We start from the raw sequence: 25,316 nt of genomic DNA on the forward strand, positions 1-25,316 counted from the left end.
CGTAATCGTCGACTAACAATGACTGGGTAACGGTGGTTGGAATGAAACAGTCTGAAAAGTTATTTGAGCGTCTTGATCAAGAAAGCCTGGATCGAGGTGATGAAGTAAGAGTCGTTGGCAACCACAGTGGTTACGGTTACGCCGGTAGCGAAAATTTCGAGCACGATGACACTGGGGCGTTGCATAACTACTCGGGTGTCGAAGACGATGTGTTTACGGCACATGCTGACAACGATGGATGGTCAGAAGGTTATGACTACTAGGTGCTAGGGTACGCCCAAAAAAGGAGGATGCATCGTGGGGTTCGGTAAATATTACGAAGATACTGTCAGTCGTTATGTCAACGATACGAGGGATCGAGAGCCGAGATTAGGTTCGTCGGAGCCCGTACACGACATTAAGCGTAATTCAAAAACTAAGGAAGGAATGAATAAAGTGTCTGGATTAAAACAGTTTCAAATGAGTTCGGCACGCCCTTTACCCGTCATCGTGCTAGCCGACGTTAGTGGCAGTATGATTGCGGATGACAAAATAAAAGCAATGAACGCAGCATTGCAAGATATGATCAAAACGTTTGCAGATCAGAGTCGCCTGCGTGCGGAAATACAGGTAGGCCTTATAACGTTCGGTGGAGAGGTTGCTAATGCGCACTTGCCACTAACTCCGGCGCATCAAATTGAGCGGATGGAAACGCTCGAAGCTGAAGGTAGAACGCCGATGGGACATGCGTTTCAATTAGCGACAGAGCTACTCGAAGATAAAGACCTGATCCCTTCCCGCGCTTATCGCCCGGTGCTGGTTCTGGTCTCGGATGGTCTTCCGACTGACGACTGGCAAGAAGCTTTCAGCCAGCTACAGGCTTCAGACCGAGCACAGAAAGCGTCAAGATTTGCTATGGCTATTGGCTCGGATGCCGCTGAGTCGATGCTGAAAACATTCGCCAACGATCCGGAAGCCCCTTTATTCAAGGCTGATAATGCTCGTGATATCCATCGCTTCTTCCGGGCAGTGACCATGAGCATTTCTGCAAAAAGTCAAAGTCCGAATCCAAACCAAACGACGCAATTCGCAATCCCGGAATTACCTGATGATGATCCCATGGATATTGAATTCTGATGCAATTTTTCGCTGCAGGAAGCAGTGTCCGTGGACCAGCGCATGTTGAGCAGGGACTCCCGAATCAGGACTCCATTTTACTGAGGGGGCATCGAGGAGGGTGGATGGCGGCTGCCTGTGATGGTCTGGGTTCTTGTGAATTCAGTCATGTAGGTTCTGCCGCGGCCTGCGATTCATTACGTCAAGTGCTTTCGAGGGGCTGTATCGACTCAACGGCATCGGTAAGCGCGGCACTGCATCAGGAGTGGTTTCAAAAAATCAGGCCTTATGCCGTGAGAGACGTTGCGACCACTTGTTTATGGGCATCGGTAGCGGCTGATGGACTTTGCAGGCTTGGTCAAATCGGAGACGGGCTGGTTTTGTATAGGAGTGCCGGACGACTGTTTCAGCTGACACCTAATCGCCTTGGTTTCGGTAACCAGACATTAGCGCTCTGGGATGAGTATAAGGAGCAGCATTGGCATCATGTTGATATTGTGTTGTCTCAACCGGGAGATGGCATTTTGCTTATGACGGACGGCGTTTCTGAGGATATTGTTCCTGATATGCTACAGGATTTTTTTAGCGCGGTTTATCGGAGTGTTGCCCAGCGTGGGCGCCGAGCTGGACGCCAGTGGCTTAACAATGAGCTACAAAACTGGTCGACTCCAATGCATGGCGATGACAAATCAATTGTAGCGATTTTTAGGTCAGACTAATGGATATAGATAACGCTAAAAAGCGTGAAGTCAAGGATGTATTTGGCCATGCTTATGTCCTGACGGAAAAGTTGGGGGAAGGTGGTCAGGGGGTTGTTTGGAAAACTGATACTCCTAAAGTGCTGATTAAGGGTTTTACAAATAAAGATCCTGATCTACGCAAGGTGTGGGTTGATCAAATCTCTTGGTTAATGCGCCAAGACCTTACAGATCTGCATATTGCGAGACCTGTCGCTCTTCTGCAGGAGCCGCGAGCCGGTTATGTAATGGAGCTAATGGACGGCCTGATTCCATTGACTGAACTTCTGGAGAAGTTTGTCGAAGAGGGTGTTGAGGGGTATTTGGTTACTGGGGGGCTATCACGGCGCCTGCAGCTTCTGAAAAAACTGGCTTCGACATTGGCCATTATGCATGGACGCGGCATGCTCTTTGGTGATCTGTCGCCTGACAATATTTACATCTCATCTGATGTTGAGCACGCTGAGACATGGTTGATTGATTGCGACAATATTAGTTTTGAATCAAGACCCTGTCGCGCTCTTTATACACCGGACTATGGTGCACCCGAGCTTGTTAATGGCAAAGCTGAATTCTCTACTTTGACTGATATTTGGAGCTTTGCTGTCATCGCCTATCGGCTTCTGACAGGTAATCATCCCTTTAAGGGAGACATGGTTAACTACGGTGAACCAGAGCTTGAGGAACAAGCTCTGCGAGGAGAGCTCCCCTGGATCGAACATGCTGAAGACAGAAGTAATGCATGCGAGTTCGGGATACCACTCGATGGGGTGGTTACTGGTAAGCTCCGTCAACTTTTCTATCAATGCTTCAACGCTGGTCTTTCGGATCCACTTGAGCGCCCATCGATGGCTAGTTGGTTGGAAGCGCTGCATGAGACCAGTGAACGAGTAGTGCATTGCCAGGGTTGTACGAGTAGCTACTTATTGAATAAAGAAATTAGTTGCCCCTTCTGCAATGAGTCGCTTGAGGCAGGGTTTGTTCTTTTGAGTGAGTACCACTACATCCCACCCGCTCATTTGCCGAACTGGAACGACAATGATGTCAGTGATAGTTGGCTGAGAACAGGCCGGGTGATTGTCGTACAGGAGGGTAACGAGGTCGCTATCAGGCGAGATGTTCCATCACTTTGGAATGGATTATCGATTTCCAACTCCGCTCATGTCAAGTTCACATCTGAGGGGCTGGAGATTGATCCGCTGGAATCCCAATTGTCACTGCAGCGTGAGACAAAAGTTGTATCGGTACCAAAACGTATGAAGCTAAGGGCTGATCTTCGAGGAAAGACCGATGCTTGGTATTTCATGCATATCGGTGATATTGGCAGTTCTCATTCCGTCTGGCGCTTTAAGTGGTGACTACTGATGAAGTTAAATGAACTGTCGTTGCTCTCCAGTGAGATTGTTATTCTCAATTGCCCAGAAGGGAACCGCGAGTTTCAGGATAAAGACGAAATTCAGTTTTTTTTGGAATCTGATCATTGGTATGGCCGCCAAGGTGATGTCGTAAAGCCTGTAGTTATCACAAATGGGTCAGCATTTTTTGAAGGGCTGGCGGGGCGTCGTGAAACAATATGGATCTTAAGTAAAAAAACAGAAAAACAGCTTCATCTTCGGTTTATCAGTACCAGCGAGCGACTACCCATTACATTAGATATTGGTGTGGATGCATTGGTTGTTGAATTTCTATATAAGGAAACAGAAATCCTTGAAAAAGACATGGGGCAGGCCTGCCAGTGGTTGACTCATGAGTTTGTCGTTGAAGGGGCTATCTCGAAACTGATAGTTTCACGTTTTCAAGGTTCTGGCGAAAAGGACTTTCAGGTCATTGGCCGCAAATGGCGTGCTGATATTCAACCCGCTAAGGATGGTGGTTACCTCCTGCGTCGCATCGCACGGAAGACGCAACGGCCATCTTCCGTGAATGTGCTTGAGGGTATATATACATTTATAGATGCAAGTGCTGCGACTCGGCTGCAGGACCCGGCTCAGAAAGCGATGCTTGAAGCGACCCTTCAAAGCAACACTGCCTATCTTGAACTTTGGAAGCTGTATAACGATCTTTCTTGGAAGCGTGCTCAAGGGTCTGCGAGCAGGCTGGGAGCGCTACCATACGACGGTTTTAATACCTTTGAAATTCCTGGAGGAAACGCTTGGCGTTTGATACCGAAAAGCATGGAGTCCTTCCATAAGTTCAAAGAGCTTTGGAAACAGTTGGAGATTCCGGATTCCACCCAAGTTGAGGTTTCAGAGCAAGAACCGGACTGGACCGCAGATCTTATCGGAGCAGATAGCCAGGAAAAAATGGTTCGTGGTGTTATAGCATTTGACCAGGGCTCATTAACCGTATGGCCTGATACGAGGCGGAGGAATAGCAAACCGCCTGATAAAGGTTATATCTACTACTCCCTAGCAGGAGACCGGACTGCCGGTAAAAGACGAGAGGAGGCTAAGCGCGCCATCGACAGTGGTAAGCGATTGCCTCAACTTAGGTATTTGCTCGAAGGAGTTTCGGTACCGATCGACCGCCATCGCAAGCTAAAAGATCTTACCCGTTATGCTGAAGAAACCTTCAAGGGAGGGATCCCAACGGACAGACAGCGGCGTGCCTTGTCGGTCGCGTTAAATACACCCGATATCGCACTCATTATTGGTCCCCCTGGAACGGGGAAGACTCAGGTAATTGCTGCGTTACAGCGTCGTCTTGCTGAGGAAAACGGAGGGCGAAACCTACGTGGTCAGGTTCTGGTTAGCAGCTACCAGCATGATGCGGTTGATAATGCGCTTAGTCGCAGTGATGTTTTCGGCTTGCCTCCGGTCAGGGTGGGGGGACGCCAGCCTGATGGCCAAGTCAGTGGGCAGTTCGAGCACTGGAGTAGCAAACTTGCGAGTCATCTGGATGGTTGCGTTAAAGATCTTGAGCTGAGAGAACCCTTGCTCGGGTATATCAAAGCATTGCGTAAACAGTTTCAGTTGTTGCGAATGGCGAGGCTGGATATAGCTGGGCGTATAGATGCCCTGCAAAACGCAGAAGAATTGTTGAGTCAAGTACAGGCCTCGGGTTCTCCTATTCCGGCCTCATTAGAGGCTAGGTGGCAGGAATATCTTGAAAATCAGCTAGAAGTCTCACATAAAACGCGGTCTGAATATGACCGGAAGCCGTTGCTATTACGAGTCCGAGGTCTGCGAATTGAGCCAAAAGGATTTGCTGACGATGGTGCTGATCGCGCTTATGACCTGCAGCGTTGGCTGCGCAGGGAAGGTATCGAGTTAAAGCCGAATCATCAGTCTCTTTTGCAGCAGGCAGCCGATGCGCAATTGCTTGACGATCTCCAACTTGCAGAGCTGGGGTTGTTACGTGACCAATTGATGGATCGTATTCTGCCAGACTATCGTCCGCCTGAAATCCGGAGTCGTCTCGATAGCGATGGTTTGGTCCTGATTGCAGATTTAGAAAAAGCCTTAGAAAAGGGTATTACTGCGAGCCGTAAAGGTATCGCGGGGGTGCTGGAGCAGTTGAGCAATGCCTTACATTTCGATCCTTTGGCGGCGCAAAGTACAACGCAAGAGTATGCGATGGTCGTTGGTGCGACCTGCCAGCAAGCAGCTGGAGCCCAGATGAGCAATCTTAAGGAGGTTGCCGGCTTGGAACATTCGTCAATTTCTTTCGATACCGTCGTGGTTGATGAAGCGGCCCGAGCTAACCCCCTAGATCTTTTTGTGCCGATGGCCATGGCGGAACGGCGTATTGTCCTGGTGGGTGATGATCGCCAGCTCCCGCATTTATTAGAGCCAGAAATAGAGCAGGAAGTCGCGGCTCAGCATGATTTGACCACAGTAGAGCGTAAGGCCTTTGAGACCAGCTTGTTCGAACGACTACGGATTCAGTTGCAGCGCCTTGAACGAGAGGACGGTGTCCAGCGTGTGGTTATGCTGAATACCCAGTTTCGTATGCATCCTGTGCTGGGAGACTTCGTTAGCAAGAACTTCTATGAATCCGTCGGTATGGAGACGGTATTGTCTGGACGGGGTGCCGAGGATTTTGTCCATCAACTGCCTGGATATGAAGGAAAGGTGTGTGCCTGGTTGGATGTGCCGGGTGACCTAGGCTACGAGCGAAAGTTCGGTACTAGCCGTATTCGCCAGGTAGAGGCCGAGCGTGTTGCGCAAGAAGTGGCCAGGCTTTTGGCAGCGTCCAACGAGGACGTTTCGGTAGGAGTGATCACTTTTTATAGCGCACAGAGCAGCCGGATCATGGAGCAACTCGAACGTATCGGTGTTATGCAAAAGACCCCAGAAGGGTATCAACCTGTTGATGAGTACAGGTTAACTAGCGATGGAGAAGAGCGGTTGAGAGTGGGGTCTGTAGATGCCTTCCAAGGGAAGGAGTTCGATGTGGTTCTGCTTTCAAATGTACGATCCAGCAACAGGAAAATCTCTGCAAGTACAGATAATCCTGAGCAGCGAGAAGCGCAGCTAAACGGCAAATACGGCTTTTTGCGCCTGGCCAACAGGATGAATGTTGCCATGAGTCGTCAGCGTAAGCTGTTGGTCATAGTGGGTGATCGAGCCATGGCTGAAGGTGAAGAGGCGCAGGAAGCAGTGCCGGCGTTGGTTGCGTTCGCAGATTTGTGTAGGGGGTCATATGGCTGTATTCGCTAAGCGCTACCTAAGATATCGGGAAGAGCCATATGGAAAGCGTGACCCTCTACTTTGGCCTGTCTATGTCTATCGTGTGACCTATCCAGCAGTAAGAGGACGACAGTTAAACCTTTTTCAGCGAGCAGTAATAGGTTTGTCGCGTGCAGGCTGTCTGGATCCGCAGGAAATGTCTCAACTGCTAGGTTTGCACCTACAGATGATTTTACTCATTCTGGCGCAGTGTAATAGCAACGGTTGGCTAGATGGCTTGGGAAAACCAACTGAAAGTGGCATATCTCTGCTGGAGGAAGACGAAGACCGGCATCTCGAACTACGAAGTGGACTATTGTTCAGAGATGCTCTGAACGGTGCTTTTTGGCCACGTATTGTGGGTGACCTAGAGGAGATGGAGCCTTTACCTGGGTCAGGTGAGTTCCCGGTATTTCGTGTCAGCCGATCGACTGGAAAAAGTTTGCGTCCGTATGTGTTGCTGCCAAGCCAACCTGTTAATTCGCAGTTAGATAATCGGGAGGTACTGGAGGCATATCGCGCCTATCGTCTCGATTACTTCAATGCGAAGCAACTGTATGGTGGGGAAAGCCTTCCTGAACAGGTAGAGGCATTCGGTATTCAGCTCATGGAAGAAACACCGGAGCCCATGTACGTGCTCACTTGGGTTGCGGAAGATGCCTCAGGCGAAAGACCCTGGCGGCTCTGTGATCCATTCGACCTCAGGCAACAGGTACCGTGGTTGGAAGGCCCATTCACCGAGCTTTTACCGCGCAATCCTTTGCTCATCAAAAAGCTGGCCCGCATTACTGGCGAGCCTGAGCCCGAACGGCAAAGCGCGGAAGAGTGGATGCAGAGTATGGATCGCTCTATAGATCTGGAGTTGTTGGTGGAGCATGCGTGGGCGAGTCGTGAAGCGCTTATTGCGCGTCAATACACGACTCTCAAACGTCGCTTAATCATAATTGAACAAGGTTTAGGTAAGTACGAGCTTGAGAGTACTCTCAATGATGCCCAGAAACTCTGCGAAGCGGTATGCCAGTGGATCCTGAAGAAGTTCAGGGCTGATGTTGGTCTTTTCCCCGGCATAAAAGGGCACGATCGAGGATTGAATGAAAGCCTCCTTGAGGCCCTTGAACTCTCAGCACTAACGCCACGCGTTGTGAGAATTCTTGCAGGCCAGAACCTGAGACTGGTTTTGAGAGTGCTGGAAGGGCAGAGTCAGTCGCTCAAAGCCATGCTGTTTGGTGCACTATTAAGCACGCTCAATGATTCGTCTCACCCTCTAAGAAAAATCGCTCCAGAAAAGCTCGCGCTGGATCAGGTGCTTGAGCTTGCTGATTTACGTAATGACGCTGCTCATGCGAGCGGAAAAGATTTCGAACAAGGCAAGGTCGTTCAGTTGGGTGAGTTCGCCTTGAACTGGACACTTTTATTCAAGGATTGGATGTGATGGCTAAGAAAAAACCTAACCGTATGCAAACAAAGCCCGCAACAGGAAGCGTATCAGCTAGCTTGAGTACCAGGCTTCCAGCGTTGACCGCATCGATACTGGGTGGATCCCGAGGTTTGGACAAACCTGAACTGGCGGACGAGCTTAAGCTTGATACTGGTTTTCTCGATGAGCTGCGCTCGAGCCTGTCGACTGAGGCCGCTGATCGCTTTGTCCCCTGGTTGGATCGATTTACAAGTTTCTGTAAGGAGCTGGATAAGAAGGCTACGACCTTTAACGAGGACCGAAAGGAGCATCAGGCAAAACTTGCAGAGAGCGAAGAGGTTCTGAGGCTGCGGCACAAAGAGATCGAAGACGAAAGGGAAGAAGCGTTAGATAACTTGAAGAGAGAGGAAGAGTCTCTCTACAAGCAACGGGATTTGCTTTTTACTGAACGCGAGCAGGTTAAAATTGAAGTAGAGGCCTTGAAGCCTCGTTTCGAGGAAATGACACGTAAGGATGCGGAGCTTGTTGATCGGGAATTGGCTCTGGAGTTGCGCGAAATGGAAGCCCGTAACGGTTTTGTCAGCCTTAAACAGGAGGCGTTGGGCGGGCTAAAGCAGGAAATTCATAAGCTTGAAATCGAACATGATCGATTAATAGCTGAAGTCGAACTTCAAAAAAATGCATTGAGTGATGCTCAGCGAGCTCAAGAGTCGGCTTTGGAACAGCGGGAAAGGGAGCTCGTAGTTAACCTGCAGTTCTTCGAAAGAAAGCAAGGGCGATTACAGCGTCAACAAGACGAGCTGGATGAAGAAAAGCGGCAGATTCAGGTTCTGGTTGATAACCTTATGGCCGAAGAGCGAATCCGCCATGAGCAGGATCTTGAACGGCAGCAGAAATCCTTGAACCGAGCCTACTCTAAACTCGACGAACTAAAGGATCGTAATATAGGTGCTCAAGAGCTCGTGGCTGTTTTGGGTGATCGCGAGCCTCAAGCGCTACTTGATGAGTTGGAGGAGCTTCGCCGAGAAAACTCCGCATTCAAAGCCAATGGGCTTGCAGCAGACATGGGGCGATTGGAACAGGAAAATGAAAGACTTCATGAGCAGGTGGCTGCATTGGAAAGCAGGCAGCGTGATCTGATCCCTGAATTGGAGCAGTCAAAAGCTGAGCTGAGCCGAAGACGTATGGGGGCTGCGGAGCTCGAAACTTTGGCCGCTGAAAAGCGGGCATTGGAAAAGCACAAGCAGTTGTTGAGTGTGCACATGGGAGAGCTGGAATCCCGAATCGATCATCTGACCGAGGCAAGTAAAGCCAAGTCTGCCTTCCCTGCGCTTTCGGCGATGGATAGCAGAGATGACTGCCGGATCCCCCCTGTGCTGGAACCCGTCCCTGAGGATCTGAAAGGTTTTGCGGATGAACTGCAGCAGCGGATTGCTCAGGCCGAGCCCGGAACGCGGCTCTATTATCCGATTGAAGATATCCGTACGTTGTTGGGCGGGCTCGCGATGAGTCAGCTACATGTGTTTCAAGGTATCAGCGGAACGGGTAAAACCAGTCTTGCTAAAGCATTCGCTAAAGCGATGGGGGGCTTTTGTACAGACATAGCTGTGCAGGCTGGCTGGCGTGATCGCGATGATCTGTTAGGTCACTACAATGCGTTTGAAAAACGGTTTTACGAAAAGGATTGTTTGCAAGGACTCTATCAGGCGCAGACAGATGGCTGGAAGGATCGTTGCAATATCATCCTGCTCGATGAAATGAACCTGTCGCGACCTGAGCAGTACTTTGCAGAGTTTCTATCGGCACTGGAGAAAAATAATCCCCGAGAACGCCTGATCACTTTGAGTGAGCACAGTATGGCGGATGCGCCTAGTTTATTAAGGGAGCAGCGCAAGATTTTGGTGCCGGAAAATGTCTGGTTTATTGGCACTGCCAACCATGATGAAACCACCAACGAGTTGGCTGACAAAACTTATGACCGGGCTCACGTGATGACGCTGCCCCGTCAGGAAGAGACCTTCGAAGTCCGTAACCTGCAGCGTATCAGGTATTCATTCAGCTCTCTGCAAGAGCGGTTTAATGGGGCCGTGTCGGCGAACCAGGATGTGGTGTTGGATTTGTTAGATCAGATCAAGTACAGCGATCTGACCTCTGTGCTGGAGGAAAGCTTCGGGTTTGGTTGGGGTAATCGTTTCGAACGCCAGGCCAAGCGGTTCATTCCTGTCATGATAGCGTGCGGCGCTACCGAGCTTGAAGCGCTTGACCACCTGCTGTCTACGCGGGTAATGCGCAGCGGCAAAGTTACCGGTCGTTACGATATTGGCGTCGAGAATCTTCGACAGGTAGAGGATGCCTTAGACAAATTTTGGAAGGAGCTGGGCGGTAATGAAGCGGTGCAGTCCAAGCGGCTGATCGACGAAGACCGTCGCCGCAAGGAACGTGGTGTATGAGACTGTATGACCGGATTACCGGGGCTGACCTCAATACGCTGCCTAACGTAGTGTATTCGGGCCGCTTTCAGCTTCGGCAGAAAGCGGCCCTGAATCGCCACAAACAGCTTGAGGTCGATGAATTGCTTTGCAGTGACGGAGCAGGCCGTTGTCAGTTGGCCAGCGCGATTGCGCCATTTGCAACAGTTGATGTAGCTCTTGAAGACGACTTCGCTTTCTTTACGGAAGCCATAACGACCATCGCGCGATTGGTGACCGCAGGCGAAGAACAGCCGTCGCCGTTACTACCAACAGCCATGATCAGCGAGCAGAGTCATCTCTCTACACTGGAGCGACTATTAGAAGAGGTATTGAGCGCAGGACATCTGCATTCGATCTCCAAACGGCCACGCATCGATCTCCGTTACGAGCAGTCGGTAACAGAAGTGTCTCGGGCCAGGAGACTGACGAATAGGACCTACACCCATCTAGCGTCACATTCCGAATGTTGGCAACGCCAAACCTTAAGTGGCGTACAACCACGGCGAGTGTTGGCGAGATTCAGCGAAGATGATTATACAATTTATGAAAACCTCGTTTACGCGCGGCTGCTCGATGAGTTGGATAAGCATTTAACGTTCAGACTTCGGCGCCTTGATGCATTGTGTGAGGGCCTCACAAAAGCGTTGCAGTTTTCTGAAAGCACCGGACTACATTATCTGCTTATCCGTGACATCTGCCAGTTGTGGGGCAGTACGTACAGTCCGGAACAAACCAAGCAACAACTCGAAACAACCGAGCAAACGCGGGATGTCGTCGGAGCCCAATTGCAAACTATAAGGGGCTTGAAACAGTCCGGTTTATATCTACAAGTGCCCCGCGCGCTGCGGGTTGGCCCCGCGCTGCATCGCACTAATATCCTGACCCATGACCAGCATTATCGGCATTTGGCGCTGCTTTGGGATGAGCTGCATATGTCCCGTCAGCAAGTTAAGCGAACGCCGACGGAGCTGCTGGAGATGAATCAGCAATTGGAGCACGACTATAGCCTCTATATTGGGCTTGTGCTGCGGTATGCCCTGCATCGTTACGATGTACAGCAAAACCATAGGTCTGACTGGGCTGGCCACCGTTTGAGTGTGTGTCAGCTAGGCCTCAACTGGCATTTGAAGGTCGATGAGACCGTGGTTTTAGAGTTGGTACCCTGGGCTTGTCCCTACGTATTGCCCGAAGATACTGAACAGGCTCAGTTTCCGAGGGTTATCTGTTGGCCGGGTATCGAGCAAGGGGATTGTCTTGATCATGCGATGACCCGCTTGGCATTACGCCAGTCGCCCATGGATCTCTATGTCGTGGAGCGTATGGGGTATGTCGTTGATCGGGTGCTGAACCAGGTACTGCTTTCTGAGTACGCGACGCCGCTTCAGCCGTTGCCAACTCAAGTTTCAAGAGGCGCTGAAGGCATCGAGGGCTTAAATGTAAATGTTGAAGGTAGGCGACTACAGGTGGTTGCTCCTCTGTCTGATGCTGATGCCTGTAAGGTGAAGGCTTTGTTCGAACAGCATACTCGGCCGGAGCTGGTTAAAGCGTTTGGCTTGCATTTGCAGTTAGTGCAAGCTCTTTCTGAATGCCCGGTATGTGGTTCCTCCGCCAACTTGACTCCACAAGGAGACGGTGAGTTCACCAGCCACTGTCAATCATGCGATACCAAGCGTTATTGGCGTAAAGCCGAAACGGGGCTCTGGAAATACCAACAAACGCTCAGGGATGTGAAGGCGTTCAGGATCAACGGCCGGCGCAGCATGGAGTTGTCAGTGAGGCGCGATGCCTGACACTGCGAAGCTGTAGATAACTCAATAGCAGGTCAAGGAGCGCAATATGCTGGGGCTGAAAAAAATTGTATTACATAACTCCTATATAAAAGGGAAAGTAACCTGCATTGAGTGTGAAGGTCACACTAATAACTCAGGTGGAAATGGCGCCGGTAAAACGTCGGCCTTGATCCTGATACCGGTCTTCTACGGCAAGGAGCCTGAGAAACTGGTGACGAAGGCTGGCGGCAAGTCCTCGTTTCTCGACTTCTATCTCCCTGCTTACAACAGCATGGTGTTGTATGAGTATCGGCGTGAAGACGGTGATCGGTGCGTCATCCTTTATCGGCATCCGAGCGCGAATAAACTGACATATCGCTTTGTCAAAGGAGGTTATGCAGAAGCGTTCGGTAACCCGGATTTACAAGAGCGGATGCGTCAGGGCCTTGGTATCAGTGATGCGATCAAGGAGATCGTTCAGCAAGGGGTTGAAGTATCTAGGATTTTGACCTCTGTAGTGGATTACCGCTCGATCATTCAGCAGGATGATGCCGAGCTGCGTCGAGGCGCACGAATTAAGAACAACCTGCGCCAAGAGGCACGTGATTTCTGCTTGGGTGGTCCCGACTGCAAAACGTCGGATTTGCACCACCTGACGACCTCTTTGCTGCGGCGCGACAATATGATGCCCAACCTTAGACAGATGATCGCGCACTCTATGCTCGGTGATTGTGGAGCGGTTGATCGACCGGCACAACTTCAAAATTCCAAGTTAATGGATGATGTTTCCAGCATTCGTGAGTTTTCAAAGCATGAGCAGGACATCAGAAACTGTATCGACAAGGCGCAGGAGTATCGAGGCGTAGCAGGTAGTTTGCAATGCGTACTGACCGGTTTGAAACAGGCAGTCGAGACTCAGCAGCAGCTCTACGATGCTCGTAGCGAGCAGATCAATACTGCCGCTGAGGCACGGGAAAAAGCTGAACAAGATTATCGTAGTGAACACCGTGAACGGGCTACCACCCTCCATGAAGAAAATGATAATCAAGAACGCCTGGCTCGGCGGCTGGAAGTATTGCATAAGAAGCAGGCCGAATGGCACTCGAACAAGATCGATATCCAGTCCAAGATTAACGAATACGATCATCTGCCGGGATACCGGCACGAAGCTCAGGCCGCCCGGGCCCATGCTGATCATTTGACCGAAGGCCATCGCGGCCTAGTGACTGAACGTGATGCTAGGTTGAACCGGCTGCGCGATGAGCGCGAGATTCAGAAATCCCCGATTCTAGAAAAGCAAACTCAGTTGAAAGCACGACGGACCGAGGTTGAAGGACAAGAGTCTAAGGCCCTCTCTGACCTGCGCGACGAGCAGCATATAAAAGAACTGGATCTTATCAACGCCGGCCATCGAGACCAGCTGGTGGTCCAGGAGCGGGTGACTCGACTGGAAACTGAAATTCGATCGACGGGGCGCCTTGAGGAAGAAGAGTCGCGTATTTCAGCGGCTGAGCGGGCCATTGATGAGACAGGTATTCGGGTTGATGATACTAAGGCCGCGCTAGATCAGCTTAATACTGCAGCAGAGGAAGCTAAAAAAGATCATCAAAGCGTTGTCGCTCAACATGACCGTGCCAAGTCCCAACACAGTAAGCGGGAGAGCGAACGTACCGAGCTAATGTCGCAGCTCTACCCCGAGGACAACACCTTGCTGGCCCATTTCAAAAAATCCGATTCGAACTGGGGGGATACGGTTGGTAAAGTTCTCGATCCGAAGCTGCTATCCAGGAAGGACCTGGCACCGACATTCCAGCCGGAAATTGGCGAGGACGGGCTGTTTGGTTGGCTACTGGCGCTGGAAAACATAGGTAGGCCGACGATAGCGGATAGTGACGAAGAAATAAAAGCTCGCCTTGAAAAGCTAGACCGAGAGCTCAGGTTGGCTCTTGAGGAGATCAAAAACGAGGAGCGCCGTGCACTGTTAGCTAAATCCGAGGCGAGTGAGCTGGAGACCCGGGCCAAGCAGGCGCAAGGAGCGTGGCGCTCAGCCCAGGCGGATTTGACGGCCCAGCGTAACAGTTTCAAGGCACTTAAAGATGAGATCGGGGTGGCAGTTAACCAGCGACGAGCCGACAAGGAGCGGGCGTTGGAGCGGGCTAAAAAAGAACTCAATACATCAGAGACCCGACTGAAAGAGAATAAACAGCGCCTCGTGGAGCATTATCTTGATCAAGCGGTGGAGCTGAAGGGCTATTATGCTACCCAGCTGAGTGAGATTGAGAGCGCTCTGAACGCCCAGGATCAACTGCTCAAAGTCCTTGCCCGGACATTCGGACAACGAGAAACAGAGGTCGAAGAAGTATTCAATCAGTCGCTGCAACAACAAGGGCTCGATCGACGTGTAATTGATAAAGCCGAGTCTGCAGCAAAAGCGGCACAGGCGAAGGTCTCGACGGTCGAAAACTACCTGGATCAGATTCGTGAATATAATCGCTTCATCGACGAGGACTTTTCCACTGCGCAGTCATTGGCACAGCAGGAGGCTGAACTACGAGAGCTGACTTCGAAGCTAAAGCAGGATATGGAGCGCTTGGCGGCCGAGCATAAATCTAAAGACCGCGAGCGAGAGTCCCAGATACGGGCACTGAAAGCTGAAAATCTGAACCTCAAGAGGATGCTAGGGGACGCCCAGGACCTCCTGAAACGCCACAAAGACGTTCTGCATGAGCATGTCGGCGATGCCTACAACTCAGACGACCTCCGATACCTCTGTCAATTGTCGACTGAGCTTCTTGAGGATGCAGAAAAACTGGACACAGAGGTTACCCGGAGTCTTCGAAAAATCATCAGTATTATCACACGTTATGGCGATTCTCAGGTATACGAGTCCTGGGAGTTTCTCGAAAACGCCCACCGCAATAATAGCCAGTACGACGAGGGTGATATTCGCTTCCAGATCGAGCAGGCTGCAGATCTCTGTGTGCTGTACCACGACCAGATACCCCAAATCCGCAGCGGGTTGCTGGAACAGCTGCGTGCACTCGGCCGGCAGATCCAGGGCTACTATGAGAGCTTGCGCAACACATCTAGCCGCATCAAGTCTGCGTCCAGAAAGCTCGGTGAACGTATCAACACCAACCAGTTGATTGGCTCGTTGCGTGATGTGAATGTCATCCTGGAGTCCCGAATCGAAACATTCGAGTGCTGGGGCTATCTGGAGCGTTTCTCCAGTGAATGGAAGCGTTGGGATGAAGATCGCAGCGAAGATGAATTACCCTCAGATGCTCTGCTGACTAGGTTGCGTGAGGCCTGCGAAAGTCTGAATGAGGCCAAGATCAGTAATGACATCACATCGCTGATCAACCTTAAAATTACGATGATCGAGGGGCATAATCAGCGCCCGGTAACGATAAGCAGTGATGCCGACTTTAATGCCAGTAGTAGTAACGGGTTATCGTACCTGGCCATCTGCATCGTCTTCATGGGTATGAGCCGATATCTGTGTCCGGACACACGGGTACAGTTGGTGTGGCCGATCGATGAGCTGGCTACACTGAGTAACGAGAATGTTGCGAACCTCTTTGCGATGATGGATGTCAATCGCATCGTCATGTTCAGTGCCTTTCCCAGTACGGACGCGACCCTTTTGAAGTTCTTTCAGTCCAAAAACCTGCTGTCCATCCAGGACGGTGTGCGCCGTGTCAACTTGAAAAAGAGTCAGGCACTGATCGAGTCAATGAAGCAGAGCCTGAAAACCGAAGCGGAGACTAAGTCTGCGCAGGTGCCGCTCTCCGTTGAAGAGGGGACCCTACCATGAGCAACCGGTCTGAGTTCCAGAGTATTGTGCAGTCGCTATTGGCCGGGGAGATAATTTGTGAGATCACGCAGGAACACCGTTTCAATTATCTGAGCGACGAAGTTAACCGCCAGCGAGTCGACGATTACCTGGCGCATCTTAATCGTCGCCTTCGGCAAACAACTGATGGCAAAGCTTTTATCTGTGCCTATGCCAATCTGGACGATAAGAACGTTCGCAGCGCTATCCGTAACGAGTTTCGCCAGGTCGTGAACGAGTTGGCCGGTTTCGTACGTTGGCATAAGTTGGTACAGGGCGCCCAACCCTACAAAGGCCCACTACTGGCAGGTGATATGCTGCAGGAGTCGGATCTTCTCTATGCCATCGAGCAGTCCCAGGCACTTTCTACTCAATTGAATGAGCTGTGCCGCAAGGGCGCATTCGTTTCCCAGGCTTCCCAGCCACGGGACAAGCTACGCCAAGTGCTCAGGAAGCTCACCGAGTTTGGCTATCTCGTCCAGGTTGGGCATAGCGGTGCTCAGTATCAGGCCACGGCGCGTTGGTCTTGGCTCTACGACGTAATGGAGTTTATCAGGGCGCATGAGCGCCTGGAGATTGAAGACAGCCCTACGGAGTCGGAATCCCAGTCGGAGTTGTTCTTATGAGTGGTCGGGTGGAGGCTAAAAAAGCCCTGGCGATGTTGAACAAGCATGCCGATGTGCTGCTGGATGCATATTTCGACAATCGTAGCGTGATCAAGGACATTCCTGAACACGAAAACGCGATCCGGGATCTGATGAAATACCGCCTTGTCTGGTCCATCGATCAGCATGATGACGTACGTCTCGGACGAGATTTGAAGCATATTCTCGATGTGGCCACGAGTCATTACCGCCGGCGCTCATCTCATGCTCAAATTGCGGATAACTGGGAACACTTGATCATGCTGGTGGACCAGTTTGCTGAAGCCCGTAAACGCAACAGTACTGATCGCCAGAACTTGTTGGAGGAAATCGAGGAGAGCGCCGCAGAGTTGATTGAAAACCTGAGGGGTGCTGTTAGTCACTTCGCACAGTTCGTGGCGTCTGGATTTGCGTTCACCAGCGATATCGAACTGCGCATCCAGGAAAACCATCGAGTTTTGAAGATGGCGGGGACATTGAATGATTTACTGGATACCTTCGATCCAATCGAGCTCTATGAACGCCCGGGTCAGATTCGAGAGTTGAACCGGTTGTTCATATACCATCTGCCCAGGGCGATCGCCCACTGCAACCGGGATCTTGTGCATTCAATTGGTCAGCTCCGACAGATGCTGACGAAGCTAAAAGAAAACCAGCACATATCTCGGCTGATAGATGCTTTTGAACAACGTTATCTCCAGGATCACGGCTTTACGCCTAGTATTGACGACCTGGTTAACTTTCCAGCAGCGCTTAATACTGCCGCTGGGCTACCGATGTGCGGCTATGCAGATATCTACGATGTAATTCAGGAAGGGCGGCTGGGTGAGCTAGTCGTGGATCTTCGCGATCAGATCGACGGCAGCACCGAGCCGCTGCCCGATGCCGAGCCATTGATGGTGGACGTTAGTGAAGAGGTGGCCATCGATAGCGATCCTCTGCAAGACGCGGCACTGGCCGTTATCCAGGTGGCTCAAGAAGGGCTGCAGTCCTTCTCCGCATTGGAGTGTTATGTCCGTATGAATCTGGATCAATACAGCGACAGCCCGGAACTTTGGATGTTGGCATTGGCCAACCAGGTCGAAGCGATGCCACGTGAGGTCCGCCATAATATCGAGATGCGGTTTTGCGAAGAGGCCACGGGCTTATGGCCCGACCTACTGTTGATTCATGACATCATAGTGCAGGGGCGGGCACATGCGGCTTAAGTTCCAGGTGATCCAGAACGCGCTGCGTAAGGGGCTGAACCAGGTCAGCCTCAACAAAACCTGGGAAGCCATTCACCATGAAATGGAGATAGGAGAAATTCGAGGTCGCATGCTGATCTTCCAGTCTGGTGACATCGAGCTTCTACGCCAGCTCATGCACAAAGAGACCGGCCACGATCCAGTGCATGAGTCATTGCATGGGAGCCGTATTAAAATGGCCCAAAAAGCGGCGAACGAGAAACTATCGTCGCAGAGCGTATTTGGCAATTTGCTGCAGGTGGCGCGACTAAATGGCGCATCCATCCCTATAGCGGGATCGACTTGTGCCGCATTAACGCCGCCCGGTACGCTGCTATCGGTAAGAGAGAATTACCTCCTATTGGACGATATCCCGAATGTGATCCTGACCGAAAACGGCAGCGCTGCGGTGTATTGGGACTGTTATCGATACCCGCGGGAAGTCGGTGATGCACTGATTATTTACCGCGGGCATGGTCAGGATAGTTCGGTTGTGCGGAATCTGATCCAGAACAGACCGAAGACTACGCGGCTGTATGGCTTTTTTGATCTCGATCCTGCCGGCATCACAATGGCCCTCCAGTACAAGGTGGACGCTCTGGTTATCCCAGCTCAGTTGGAAGACCAGTGGCACCAGGCGAACTCCTGGTTGCAAGAAGTGAATCAGTCCAAAGTGCATGCTCAGCAGTATGATGAGCTGCGGGGGCTAGAACGATATTTTCAGGAACACCCAGGTATATCCAGCGGCCGGCTGGGTGAGGTATTCGACTTCGTGAAGTGCCACCAGATCGCGATCATGCAAGAGCATATGACGCGGGATGAGTGTGAACTCGTTGCTTTGAATATCTGATGATATTCAGTGCCTTACCATTGGCTTGGCTTTCTGTGCGCATTCACTTTTGCTGTTTAAGAAAAACAGAAAACCTTGAAAGTAGCTTCTCGAAATCCACCGCAGATTCCTGCACAGTCGCATGGCCCACCCCACCCTTAGCTGTTACACTCTCATCAAATTGATCAGTGCCATTCAGGGAGAGCGGCTTGGGCACCGAAATGGACACCATCAGCCAGGCGCAACGGGAACGCTTGTTTTACATCGAGTTTCGCTTGCGCTTCTTCGGGATCATCAACCGACAGGATATGGAGCTCAGGTTCGAGATTCGGCCGGCTGCTGCCACTCGGGACTTCCGCCTCTACAAGACGATAGCTCCAGGCAATCTGGTGTATGATCCCTACAGTAAGGCTTATGTACGGTCCGCGAATTTCACTCCCTGTTTCGATCTCAGTTGCGATCAGGCCCTCACCGGGTTGTGCGCCGGGTTAGGGGATGATGCCGTGGTTCGCGCGCCGGCAGCGGTGAGCGCCGATAGTCCTTTTCGTTACCACCTGCCGGATGTCGACATCCTGGCTGCATTCTCCAGAGCCATCTACCAGGGCAAACCGGTCAGCATGCAGTATCTTTCGGTCTCCACGGGATGCTCCGAGCGTACTATTGTGCCGCATGCGCTGGTCGATAGCGGGGTTCGTTGGCACGTGCGTGGTTATGATCGCAACAATCACCGGTTTTCCGATTTCGTCCTCAACCGGGTCCAGTCCGTTACACAGTTAGCGGCGGTGGCAGATACGCATGAAGTACAGGTCGCCGATGAACAGTGGAATCTCCATGTCTTGCTGGAGCTGGTACCGCACCCTGCGCTCAGGCATCCGGAGGTCATCGAAGCCGAATACGGGATGAAAGACGGAGTCGCCAGGCTCCAGGTTCGCAGTGCGATGGCCGGTTATCTGATGCGGCTTTGGGATGTAGATTGCGGGGCAGGAAGTACCGTCAATAGCAACCCATCGCACCTGCTGGCACTGAACAACCGCGAACACCTGTCCAATGTTGCCAGTCTCGTGTTGGCACCGAACTGGAATCAAACAGAAGCGTTAACTACCGGGAATATTCATGGATAAGGATGTAATTAAACGCATAGCTGATCTGCGCATCATCGTAGGCTTCCTGGGTGAGAAGGATCACCACGATTGGTGGCCTAGCAAATTCCTCACGCCGTCGGCCAAAGCCTATCTGACACCGATTTTCCCGCGTACTTTGTTACAGTCGCAACACCGTGGCGTTAGTGAAGCGGCGGCACTGGTGCATGATGAGTTGATCGGTGTGGGCTCCACCTATCACCTGTTCCGTCTGCCTGAATCGATTGAGCTTGAAGTGGATCGCCTGTTCCAGGCATCTGAGGCAGATCAGTATGCCGCAATTATCAGCGATGGGGCAGCAGCACTGCAGGCATTACGTGATATGTCCAGCGAGCAAATGGTGGCTCAAGAGGGGCCTGTTATGCTGGGGACCTATGACAATGACACTCTATCCGGCCTAATGCAGCAGATTGCTGCGCATTATCTGGCGGCATTCGAGCAAGGCGGCCGTTGTTATCCGTATATAAGAGAGGCCGCGTGAAGGCAGTTGCATTTTATACCACCCAGCTACAAGCAGGGTTGGGTTTGATTGAAGAAACCAAGCTGCTGCTTTCGCTCTATGAGCCCGGGCAGAGTAGCGCAGCGCTTTACGACAAGGCGCTAAGTTCTGGTATGTTCCCGACCGTATCCGCGCGTCGTTTGCGCAATATTGTCCAAGAATGCTTTTCACCTCGATATATCAAAACTGGCGCCGTCGCCCATCTGCAGGCGCTGCAGGGACATGCCAGCTCATCGGTGATGCATCAGCTGTTTCTCTACTACACGGCACAGGCCAATCTGATTCTGTCCGATTTCATCTGCGAAGAGTTCTGGGCGCGTTATGCTGGCGGTGCGCAGAGCATTTCATTGGAGGACTCGCGTCGGTTTGTTGAGCAAGCAGTGCGTGATGGCAAAACGCAAAAGCCCTGGTCAGAGACTACGATCAAGCGGATCTCGTCTTACCTGATCGGCTGTTGTGCAGACTACGGTTTACTCTCGTCTCGTCGTACTGCTGAGCGCACTATTCAACCTGTGCGGCTCGAACAGGCAACTGCGCTGTATCTGGCGTACAAGCTGCATTTTGATGGCCTGGGGGATAACGCGGTGATCAGTCATTCCACCTGGGCGCTATTCGGGTTGGAACCTATGGATGTTCGCAACGAACTCAAGCGCCTGGCGCGCAACAACTGGCTGATCGTACAGGCCGCGGGTGATGTTACCCGCATCAGCTGGCCGTTCAAATCAATGGAGGAGATCGTCGATGTCATCGCTGAATGCTGACTTCAACGAACTGATGGAAAGGATTAAACGCGGGCGTGAGTTCGGCCATGCCAGCTATGAGCCCATTTACTATCTGGTGTTTTCACCCCGGTCGATAGTGGATGTAAAGCGGCAGATGAAAGCCTGGGAATCGCGTCTGGCTAACGACGGCTGGGAGGTACATAAGTTCTCCATCGCCAGTGCGATCCAGGAGGTTTTCGATGCTGTGCCCAAGATGATGAAAACCATTTGGCAGAAGCAGGATGCTGCAGCACCGCTGGAGTGGGGTAAAACCAACAGCGCCCTGGCCAACAAGCTGGAGCAGGGCGCGCTGAAACAGAAGCTCGAAGAAAAGCTGGAGACCCTGAAGGGCAATCCCAATGCGATTCTGCTGGTGGTCGATCTGGAAGCCCTGCATCCCTACATGCGTATTGGCATGATTGAAGGGGAGCTGCAGGGTAAGTTTTCTGTGCCCACGGTGTTTTTCTACCCGGGCATTCGCACAGGCAAGACCCGGCTGAAGTTTTTGGGCTTTTACCCGGAAGATGGCAACTACCGCTCTGACCATGTGGGCGGGTAAAGGACAGGTCACAGGATATGACAATGGAAATTAAATCCCTCTTTGACAGCAACAAAGATATCTACCGTACCATTGAGAAGGTGATCACCTACGGTGCTTCTCAGGAGGAACGTCTCAAGGCAGAGATCTCCGAGTATGTCGTCACAGATAGCATCGAAGAGCAACTGGAAAATCTGCTGCAAAAGATGGATGCCGCCATGGAGGCGGGTGGCCAGAATGAAGTTGGCGTCTGGGTTTCGGGCTTCTATGGCTCAGGTAAAAGCTCATTTACCAAGTATTTGGGCCTGGCTTTCGATGACAAGTTGTACATCGACGGTGTGCCGTTTATTCAGCATCTGCAGGACCGTCTGAAAAAGAACACCACCAAAGCTCTGCTGAATAAAGTCGCCAAGCGCTTTCCTGCATCTGTACTGATGCTCGACCTGGCGAGTGAGCAGGTGGCGGGCGCGACCATGGAAGAGGTGTCCACGGTCCTCTACTACAAGGTACTGCAGTGGGCCGGTTACTCTCGTAACCTCAAGGTTGCAGCGCTGGAACGTAGGCTGAAGCAGGAAGGGCGCCACGACGAGTTCCTGCAGTTGTTCCGTGATCAAACCGAAGGGGAGGAATGGGAAAACTATCGCAACGATGAACTGGTCGTCGACAGCGTTGTTCCGGAGCTGGCGCATCAGCTCTATCCCCAGCTGTTCAAAAATCCGAGCGCTTTCAGCACGGCAACCAGCGAAGTGATTCGGTTTGAAAACGACCGGGTCGAAGAGATGCTGCAGATTGCCCGTGAAGCGACGGGCAAAGAGTACATCATCTTCATCGTCGATGAGGTCGGGCAGTACGTGGGTTCACGTCAGAACCTGATCCTCAACCTGGATGGCCTGGCCAAGAACCTGAAGAACATCGGAGACGGTAAGGTCTGGATCATCGGTACCGCGCAGCAGACACTGACCGAAGACGATAACAAGGCTGCGCTTAACTCGGCCGAACTCTATAAATTGAAAGACCGCTTCCCGATCCAGATAGACCTGGAAGCCAACGATATCAAAGAGATCTGCTATACCCGGCTGTTGGGTAAGTCCGCGGCCGGCGAAGCGGACTTGGGACAGCTGTTTGATCAGCACGGCCAAGCGCTGCGCCACAACACCAAACTGGTGGAGGCGCGGGCCTATGGCGCAGGCTTCAACCGGCAAACCTTTATCGACCTCTACCCTTTCCTGCCAGCCCACTTCGATATCCTGCTGCACCTGCTGGGTGCGCTGGCGAAGTCCACCGGTGGCTATGGCCTGCGTTCAGCCATAAAGGTGGTACAGGACATTCTGGTGGAAGACTCCGATGGCCGCACCCCGGTGGCGAATCAGCCGGTGGGCTGGCTGGCCAATACGGTGACACTGTTCGACGCTCTGGAAAAGGATATCCGCAGCGCCTTTGGCTCCCTGTACGGCTCGGTCGATAAGGTGAAACTGCGTTTCCCGGATTCAACTCTGCATCAGGATATCGCGAAAACCGTGTGTATCCTGCAGATCCTCAATAACCTGCCGGTATCACGTCAGAACGTGGCCAGTCTGCTGCATTCGGGCATCGCTCAGTCCTCTGTATCTGAAAAGGTAGCGGTTGCTGTCGAAGAACTGATCTCCGACGCTATCGTGCCTTTCGGTGAACAGGACGGTAATCTTTGCTTTTTCAGCGAAAAGCTCAACGAAATCGAGCAGGAACGTGCCAGCATCGCTACCCGTTCGGTGGAGCTGCGCCGTATCGTCAGCGAGGCGTTAAAAGAGGTTTACTCACCGCTGCCGGCCTCGCAGCTGAATGGCACCCTGTCGGTCCAGACCGGCCTCAAGGTGCAGACCACCGCAGGCTCTGTAGCCACTTCCTTGATGGGTGAGCGCAACGCGGTGCAAACCATCATTGAGCTGGTCGACCCGGTGGAGTATGACAACGCTAAAACTCGGCTGACCAATGACAGCCGCCAGAAGGCCGAGCAATACAACATTTATCTGCTGGGGCGTACTACGCCGGAGATGGATGAACTTACCACCGAGATCTTCCGTTGCCGTGAAGTGTCCAGCCGTTACCGTAACGAGCCGGACCAGGAAGTTAAGGATTACTGCGCGGGCCAGACCGACCGCGCCAATCGTCTGATGAACGACCTGGAGCGGCAGATTCGTCGCAGTTTGCAGCAGGGCTCTTTCCTGTTCCGTGGCACCTTGAGTGCCGTCGACAGCCTGAGTCAGGACCTGGTTGAAGCTGCGCGTAAACACTTGGCGGATGTGGCTGAACAGGTATTTGACCGCAACGCCGAAGCCCCTGTCCGTGCCGGCACTGACCTGGCAGAGAAGTTCCTGCGCTTGGGGAACCTAGCCGGTGTAACTCACCAGCTCGATCCACTCAATCTGGTACAGACCAGCAACGGCACGCCCAGTATCAATACCCAGCACAAAGCAATTATCAGCATTCGCGATATGATCGAGCGCCAGGGCGCCATCGAAGGTAAGCGGCTGGCCGATATCTTCACCAGCGCGCCCTTTGGCTGGTCACCGGATACCCTGCGCTATTTGGTTGCGGCCATGCTGATCGCCGGTGAAATCAAACTCAAGGCTGGCGGTCGTGAAGTTACCGTCAACGGACAGCAGGCGATTGATGCGCTCAAAACCAACAACAGCTTCAAGGCGGTCGGGATCTCGCTGCGTGAAGAGCGCCCCTCGATGGAGGTTCAGGCCCGCGCTGCCGAGCGCCTGACTGAGCTGACCGGCGATATCGTCGTCCCCTTGGAAGATGAGATCAGCAAGGTCACGGTCAAACTGCTACCACGGTTGCAGCATGAGTACGGCCCGCTGGCCGAGAAGCTCAAAGCGCTGGGCCTGCCGGGCAGTGACCGTCTCGACAGCTTGGCTCAGGATATCCGCGATATTCTGTTCAATGATGCCTCCGATGCGCCGCAGCGACTGGGTGGGGAAGAGTCCGACCTGTTCAACAACCTGAAATGGGCGGCTGATCTGCGTATTAAGCTGGAGCAGGGGCTGGAAGAGACGCTGCGGCAGTTGCAAATCCATATCCGCGGCGTCAATGCCTTGCCGGCCAGCGGTATACCCGGCCAACTCAAGGCTGAGCTGGTGGAAGAGATCAGCAACACCCAGGCACGGCTGCAACAGGCGGACTTCTTCAAGTACAGCAGCGACTTTGCCAGCACCCTGACCACACTCAAATCCCGTGTGCGTGATGGCGTGATCGCGCTGTTCGAAGAGCAGAAGCAGCGCCTGAAATCCATCGAGCCGGATCTGCGCCGCTTGCCGGAATGGCCTGAGCTAACCCAGCAAGAACAGAACAATCTGCTGGCGGATCTGGAACAGTTAATCGTTGAGGCCAGTGAGGATCTGGCCGGGTTGCAAACCCTGGTAAACCAGGAATACAACATCAACACCGAAATTCAGGACCTCAAGCAGAGAATTCAGCGAATTGGCCGCGAGCGCTTGCAGGAGAAGGTGAAGCAGGAGCAGGACAAGGCTGTCCAGGAGGGCAAACCCAAGCGGATGCAGCGCCAACTCTCGCCCAAAACGCGCATTACCAGTCTTAGCGAACTGGATGCCTTGATCAGCGAACTGAGCCGCCTGCGCGGCGAGCTGCACTACGCCCACGAGTTCGAGCTGACCCTAAAACTGCAGGACGAGGACTGACCG

Annotated in this window: 17 protein-coding genes; all 17 read left to right on the forward strand. The window is 52.3% G+C overall.

Annotation, left to right across the window (positions count from 1 at the left end):
- Positions 1–41 precede the first annotated feature (41 nt).
- The 17 genes from MRS74_RS06100 to brxC all read left to right on the forward strand — a co-directional run bounded on the left by MRS74_RS06100 (position 42) and on the right by brxC (position 25,313).
- Positions 42–263: a hypothetical protein gene (locus MRS74_RS06100; RefSeq protein ID WP_254579390.1), complete on the forward strand. Its 222-nt coding sequence runs from the start codon at positions 42–44 to the stop codon at positions 261–263.
- Positions 264–297: 34 nt separating this feature from the next.
- Entirely contained in the window at positions 298–1,116 is an 819-nt protein-coding gene (locus MRS74_RS06105) for a vWA domain-containing protein (protein ID WP_254579391.1), read from the forward strand.
- Positions 1,116–1,814: a PP2C family serine/threonine-protein phosphatase gene (locus MRS74_RS06110; protein ID WP_254579392.1), complete on the forward strand. Its 699-nt coding sequence runs from the start codon at positions 1,116–1,118 to the stop codon at positions 1,812–1,814. The genes MRS74_RS06105 and MRS74_RS06110 overlap by 1 nt, the downstream gene beginning before the upstream one ends.
- Positions 1,814–3,190, forward strand: coding sequence for a protein kinase domain-containing protein (locus MRS74_RS06115; protein WP_254579393.1), 1,377 nt, complete (start codon positions 1,814–1,816; stop codon positions 3,188–3,190). Before MRS74_RS06110 ends, MRS74_RS06115 begins: the two co-directional genes overlap by 1 nt.
- A gap of 6 nt (positions 3,191–3,196) precedes the next feature.
- Positions 3,197–6,493: a DEAD/DEAH box helicase gene (locus tag MRS74_RS06120; RefSeq protein ID WP_254579394.1), complete on the forward strand. Its 3,297-nt coding sequence runs from the start codon at positions 3,197–3,199 to the stop codon at positions 6,491–6,493.
- Entirely contained in the window at positions 6,477–7,934 is a 1,458-nt protein-coding gene (locus MRS74_RS06125) for a hypothetical protein (RefSeq protein ID WP_254579395.1), read from the forward strand. The genes MRS74_RS06120 and MRS74_RS06125 overlap by 17 nt, the downstream gene beginning before the upstream one ends.
- The gene (locus tag MRS74_RS06130; RefSeq protein WP_254579396.1) at positions 7,934–10,369 is read left to right on the forward strand and encodes an AAA family ATPase; all 2,436 of its coding nucleotides are present in this window, start codon (positions 7,934–7,936) and stop codon (positions 10,367–10,369) included. Before MRS74_RS06125 ends, MRS74_RS06130 begins: the two co-directional genes overlap by 1 nt.
- Positions 10,366–12,180, forward strand: a complete 1,815-nt coding sequence (locus MRS74_RS06135) for a hypothetical protein (protein WP_254579397.1) — start codon at positions 10,366–10,368, stop codon at positions 12,178–12,180. Before MRS74_RS06130 ends, MRS74_RS06135 begins: the two co-directional genes overlap by 4 nt.
- A gap of 46 nt (positions 12,181–12,226) precedes the next feature.
- Positions 12,227–15,976: an ATP-binding protein gene (locus tag MRS74_RS06140; protein ID WP_254579398.1), complete on the forward strand. Its 3,750-nt coding sequence runs from the start codon at positions 12,227–12,229 to the stop codon at positions 15,974–15,976.
- Complete coding sequence (locus MRS74_RS06145; RefSeq protein WP_254579399.1) at positions 15,973–16,620, forward strand: condensin complex protein MksE; 648 nt, start codon at positions 15,973–15,975, stop codon at positions 16,618–16,620. The genes MRS74_RS06140 and MRS74_RS06145 overlap by 4 nt, the downstream gene beginning before the upstream one ends.
- Positions 16,617–17,846: a hypothetical protein gene (locus tag MRS74_RS06150; protein ID WP_254579400.1), complete on the forward strand. Its 1,230-nt coding sequence runs from the start codon at positions 16,617–16,619 to the stop codon at positions 17,844–17,846. Before MRS74_RS06145 ends, MRS74_RS06150 begins: the two co-directional genes overlap by 4 nt.
- Positions 17,836–18,714 carry a DUF7281 domain-containing protein gene (locus MRS74_RS06155; protein ID WP_254579401.1) on the forward strand — a complete coding sequence of 293 codons (879 nt, stop codon included), beginning with the start codon at positions 17,836–17,838 and terminating at the stop codon, positions 18,712–18,714. Before MRS74_RS06150 ends, MRS74_RS06155 begins: the two co-directional genes overlap by 11 nt.
- A gap of 188 nt (positions 18,715–18,902) precedes the next feature.
- Positions 18,903–19,814 (forward strand): helix-turn-helix transcriptional regulator, encoded by a 912-nt coding sequence (locus tag MRS74_RS06160; protein ID WP_254579402.1) that lies wholly within the window; start codon positions 18,903–18,905, stop codon positions 19,812–19,814.
- Positions 19,807–20,313 carry a BrxE family protein gene (locus MRS74_RS06165; protein WP_254579403.1) on the forward strand — a complete coding sequence of 169 codons (507 nt, stop codon included), beginning with the start codon at positions 19,807–19,809 and terminating at the stop codon, positions 20,311–20,313. The genes MRS74_RS06160 and MRS74_RS06165 overlap by 8 nt, the downstream gene beginning before the upstream one ends.
- Positions 20,310–21,092, forward strand: a complete 783-nt coding sequence (locus MRS74_RS06170; protein ID WP_254579404.1) for a BrxA family protein — start codon at positions 20,310–20,312, stop codon at positions 21,090–21,092. The genes MRS74_RS06165 and MRS74_RS06170 overlap by 4 nt, the downstream gene beginning before the upstream one ends.
- Positions 21,073–21,651 (forward strand): BREX protein BrxB domain-containing protein, encoded by a 579-nt coding sequence (locus MRS74_RS06175; RefSeq protein ID WP_254579405.1) that lies wholly within the window; start codon positions 21,073–21,075, stop codon positions 21,649–21,651. Before MRS74_RS06170 ends, MRS74_RS06175 begins: the two co-directional genes overlap by 20 nt.
- A gap of 23 nt (positions 21,652–21,674) precedes the next feature.
- Positions 21,675–25,313: a BREX system P-loop protein BrxC gene (brxC, locus tag MRS74_RS06180; protein ID WP_254579406.1), complete on the forward strand. Its 3,639-nt coding sequence runs from the start codon at positions 21,675–21,677 to the stop codon at positions 25,311–25,313.
- Positions 25,314–25,316: the final 3 nt, after the last annotated feature.

The organism is Marinobacterium sedimentorum, from assembly GCF_024267675.1.
Lineage (GTDB): Bacteria > Pseudomonadota > Gammaproteobacteria > Pseudomonadales > Balneatricaceae > Marinobacterium_A > Marinobacterium_A sedimentorum.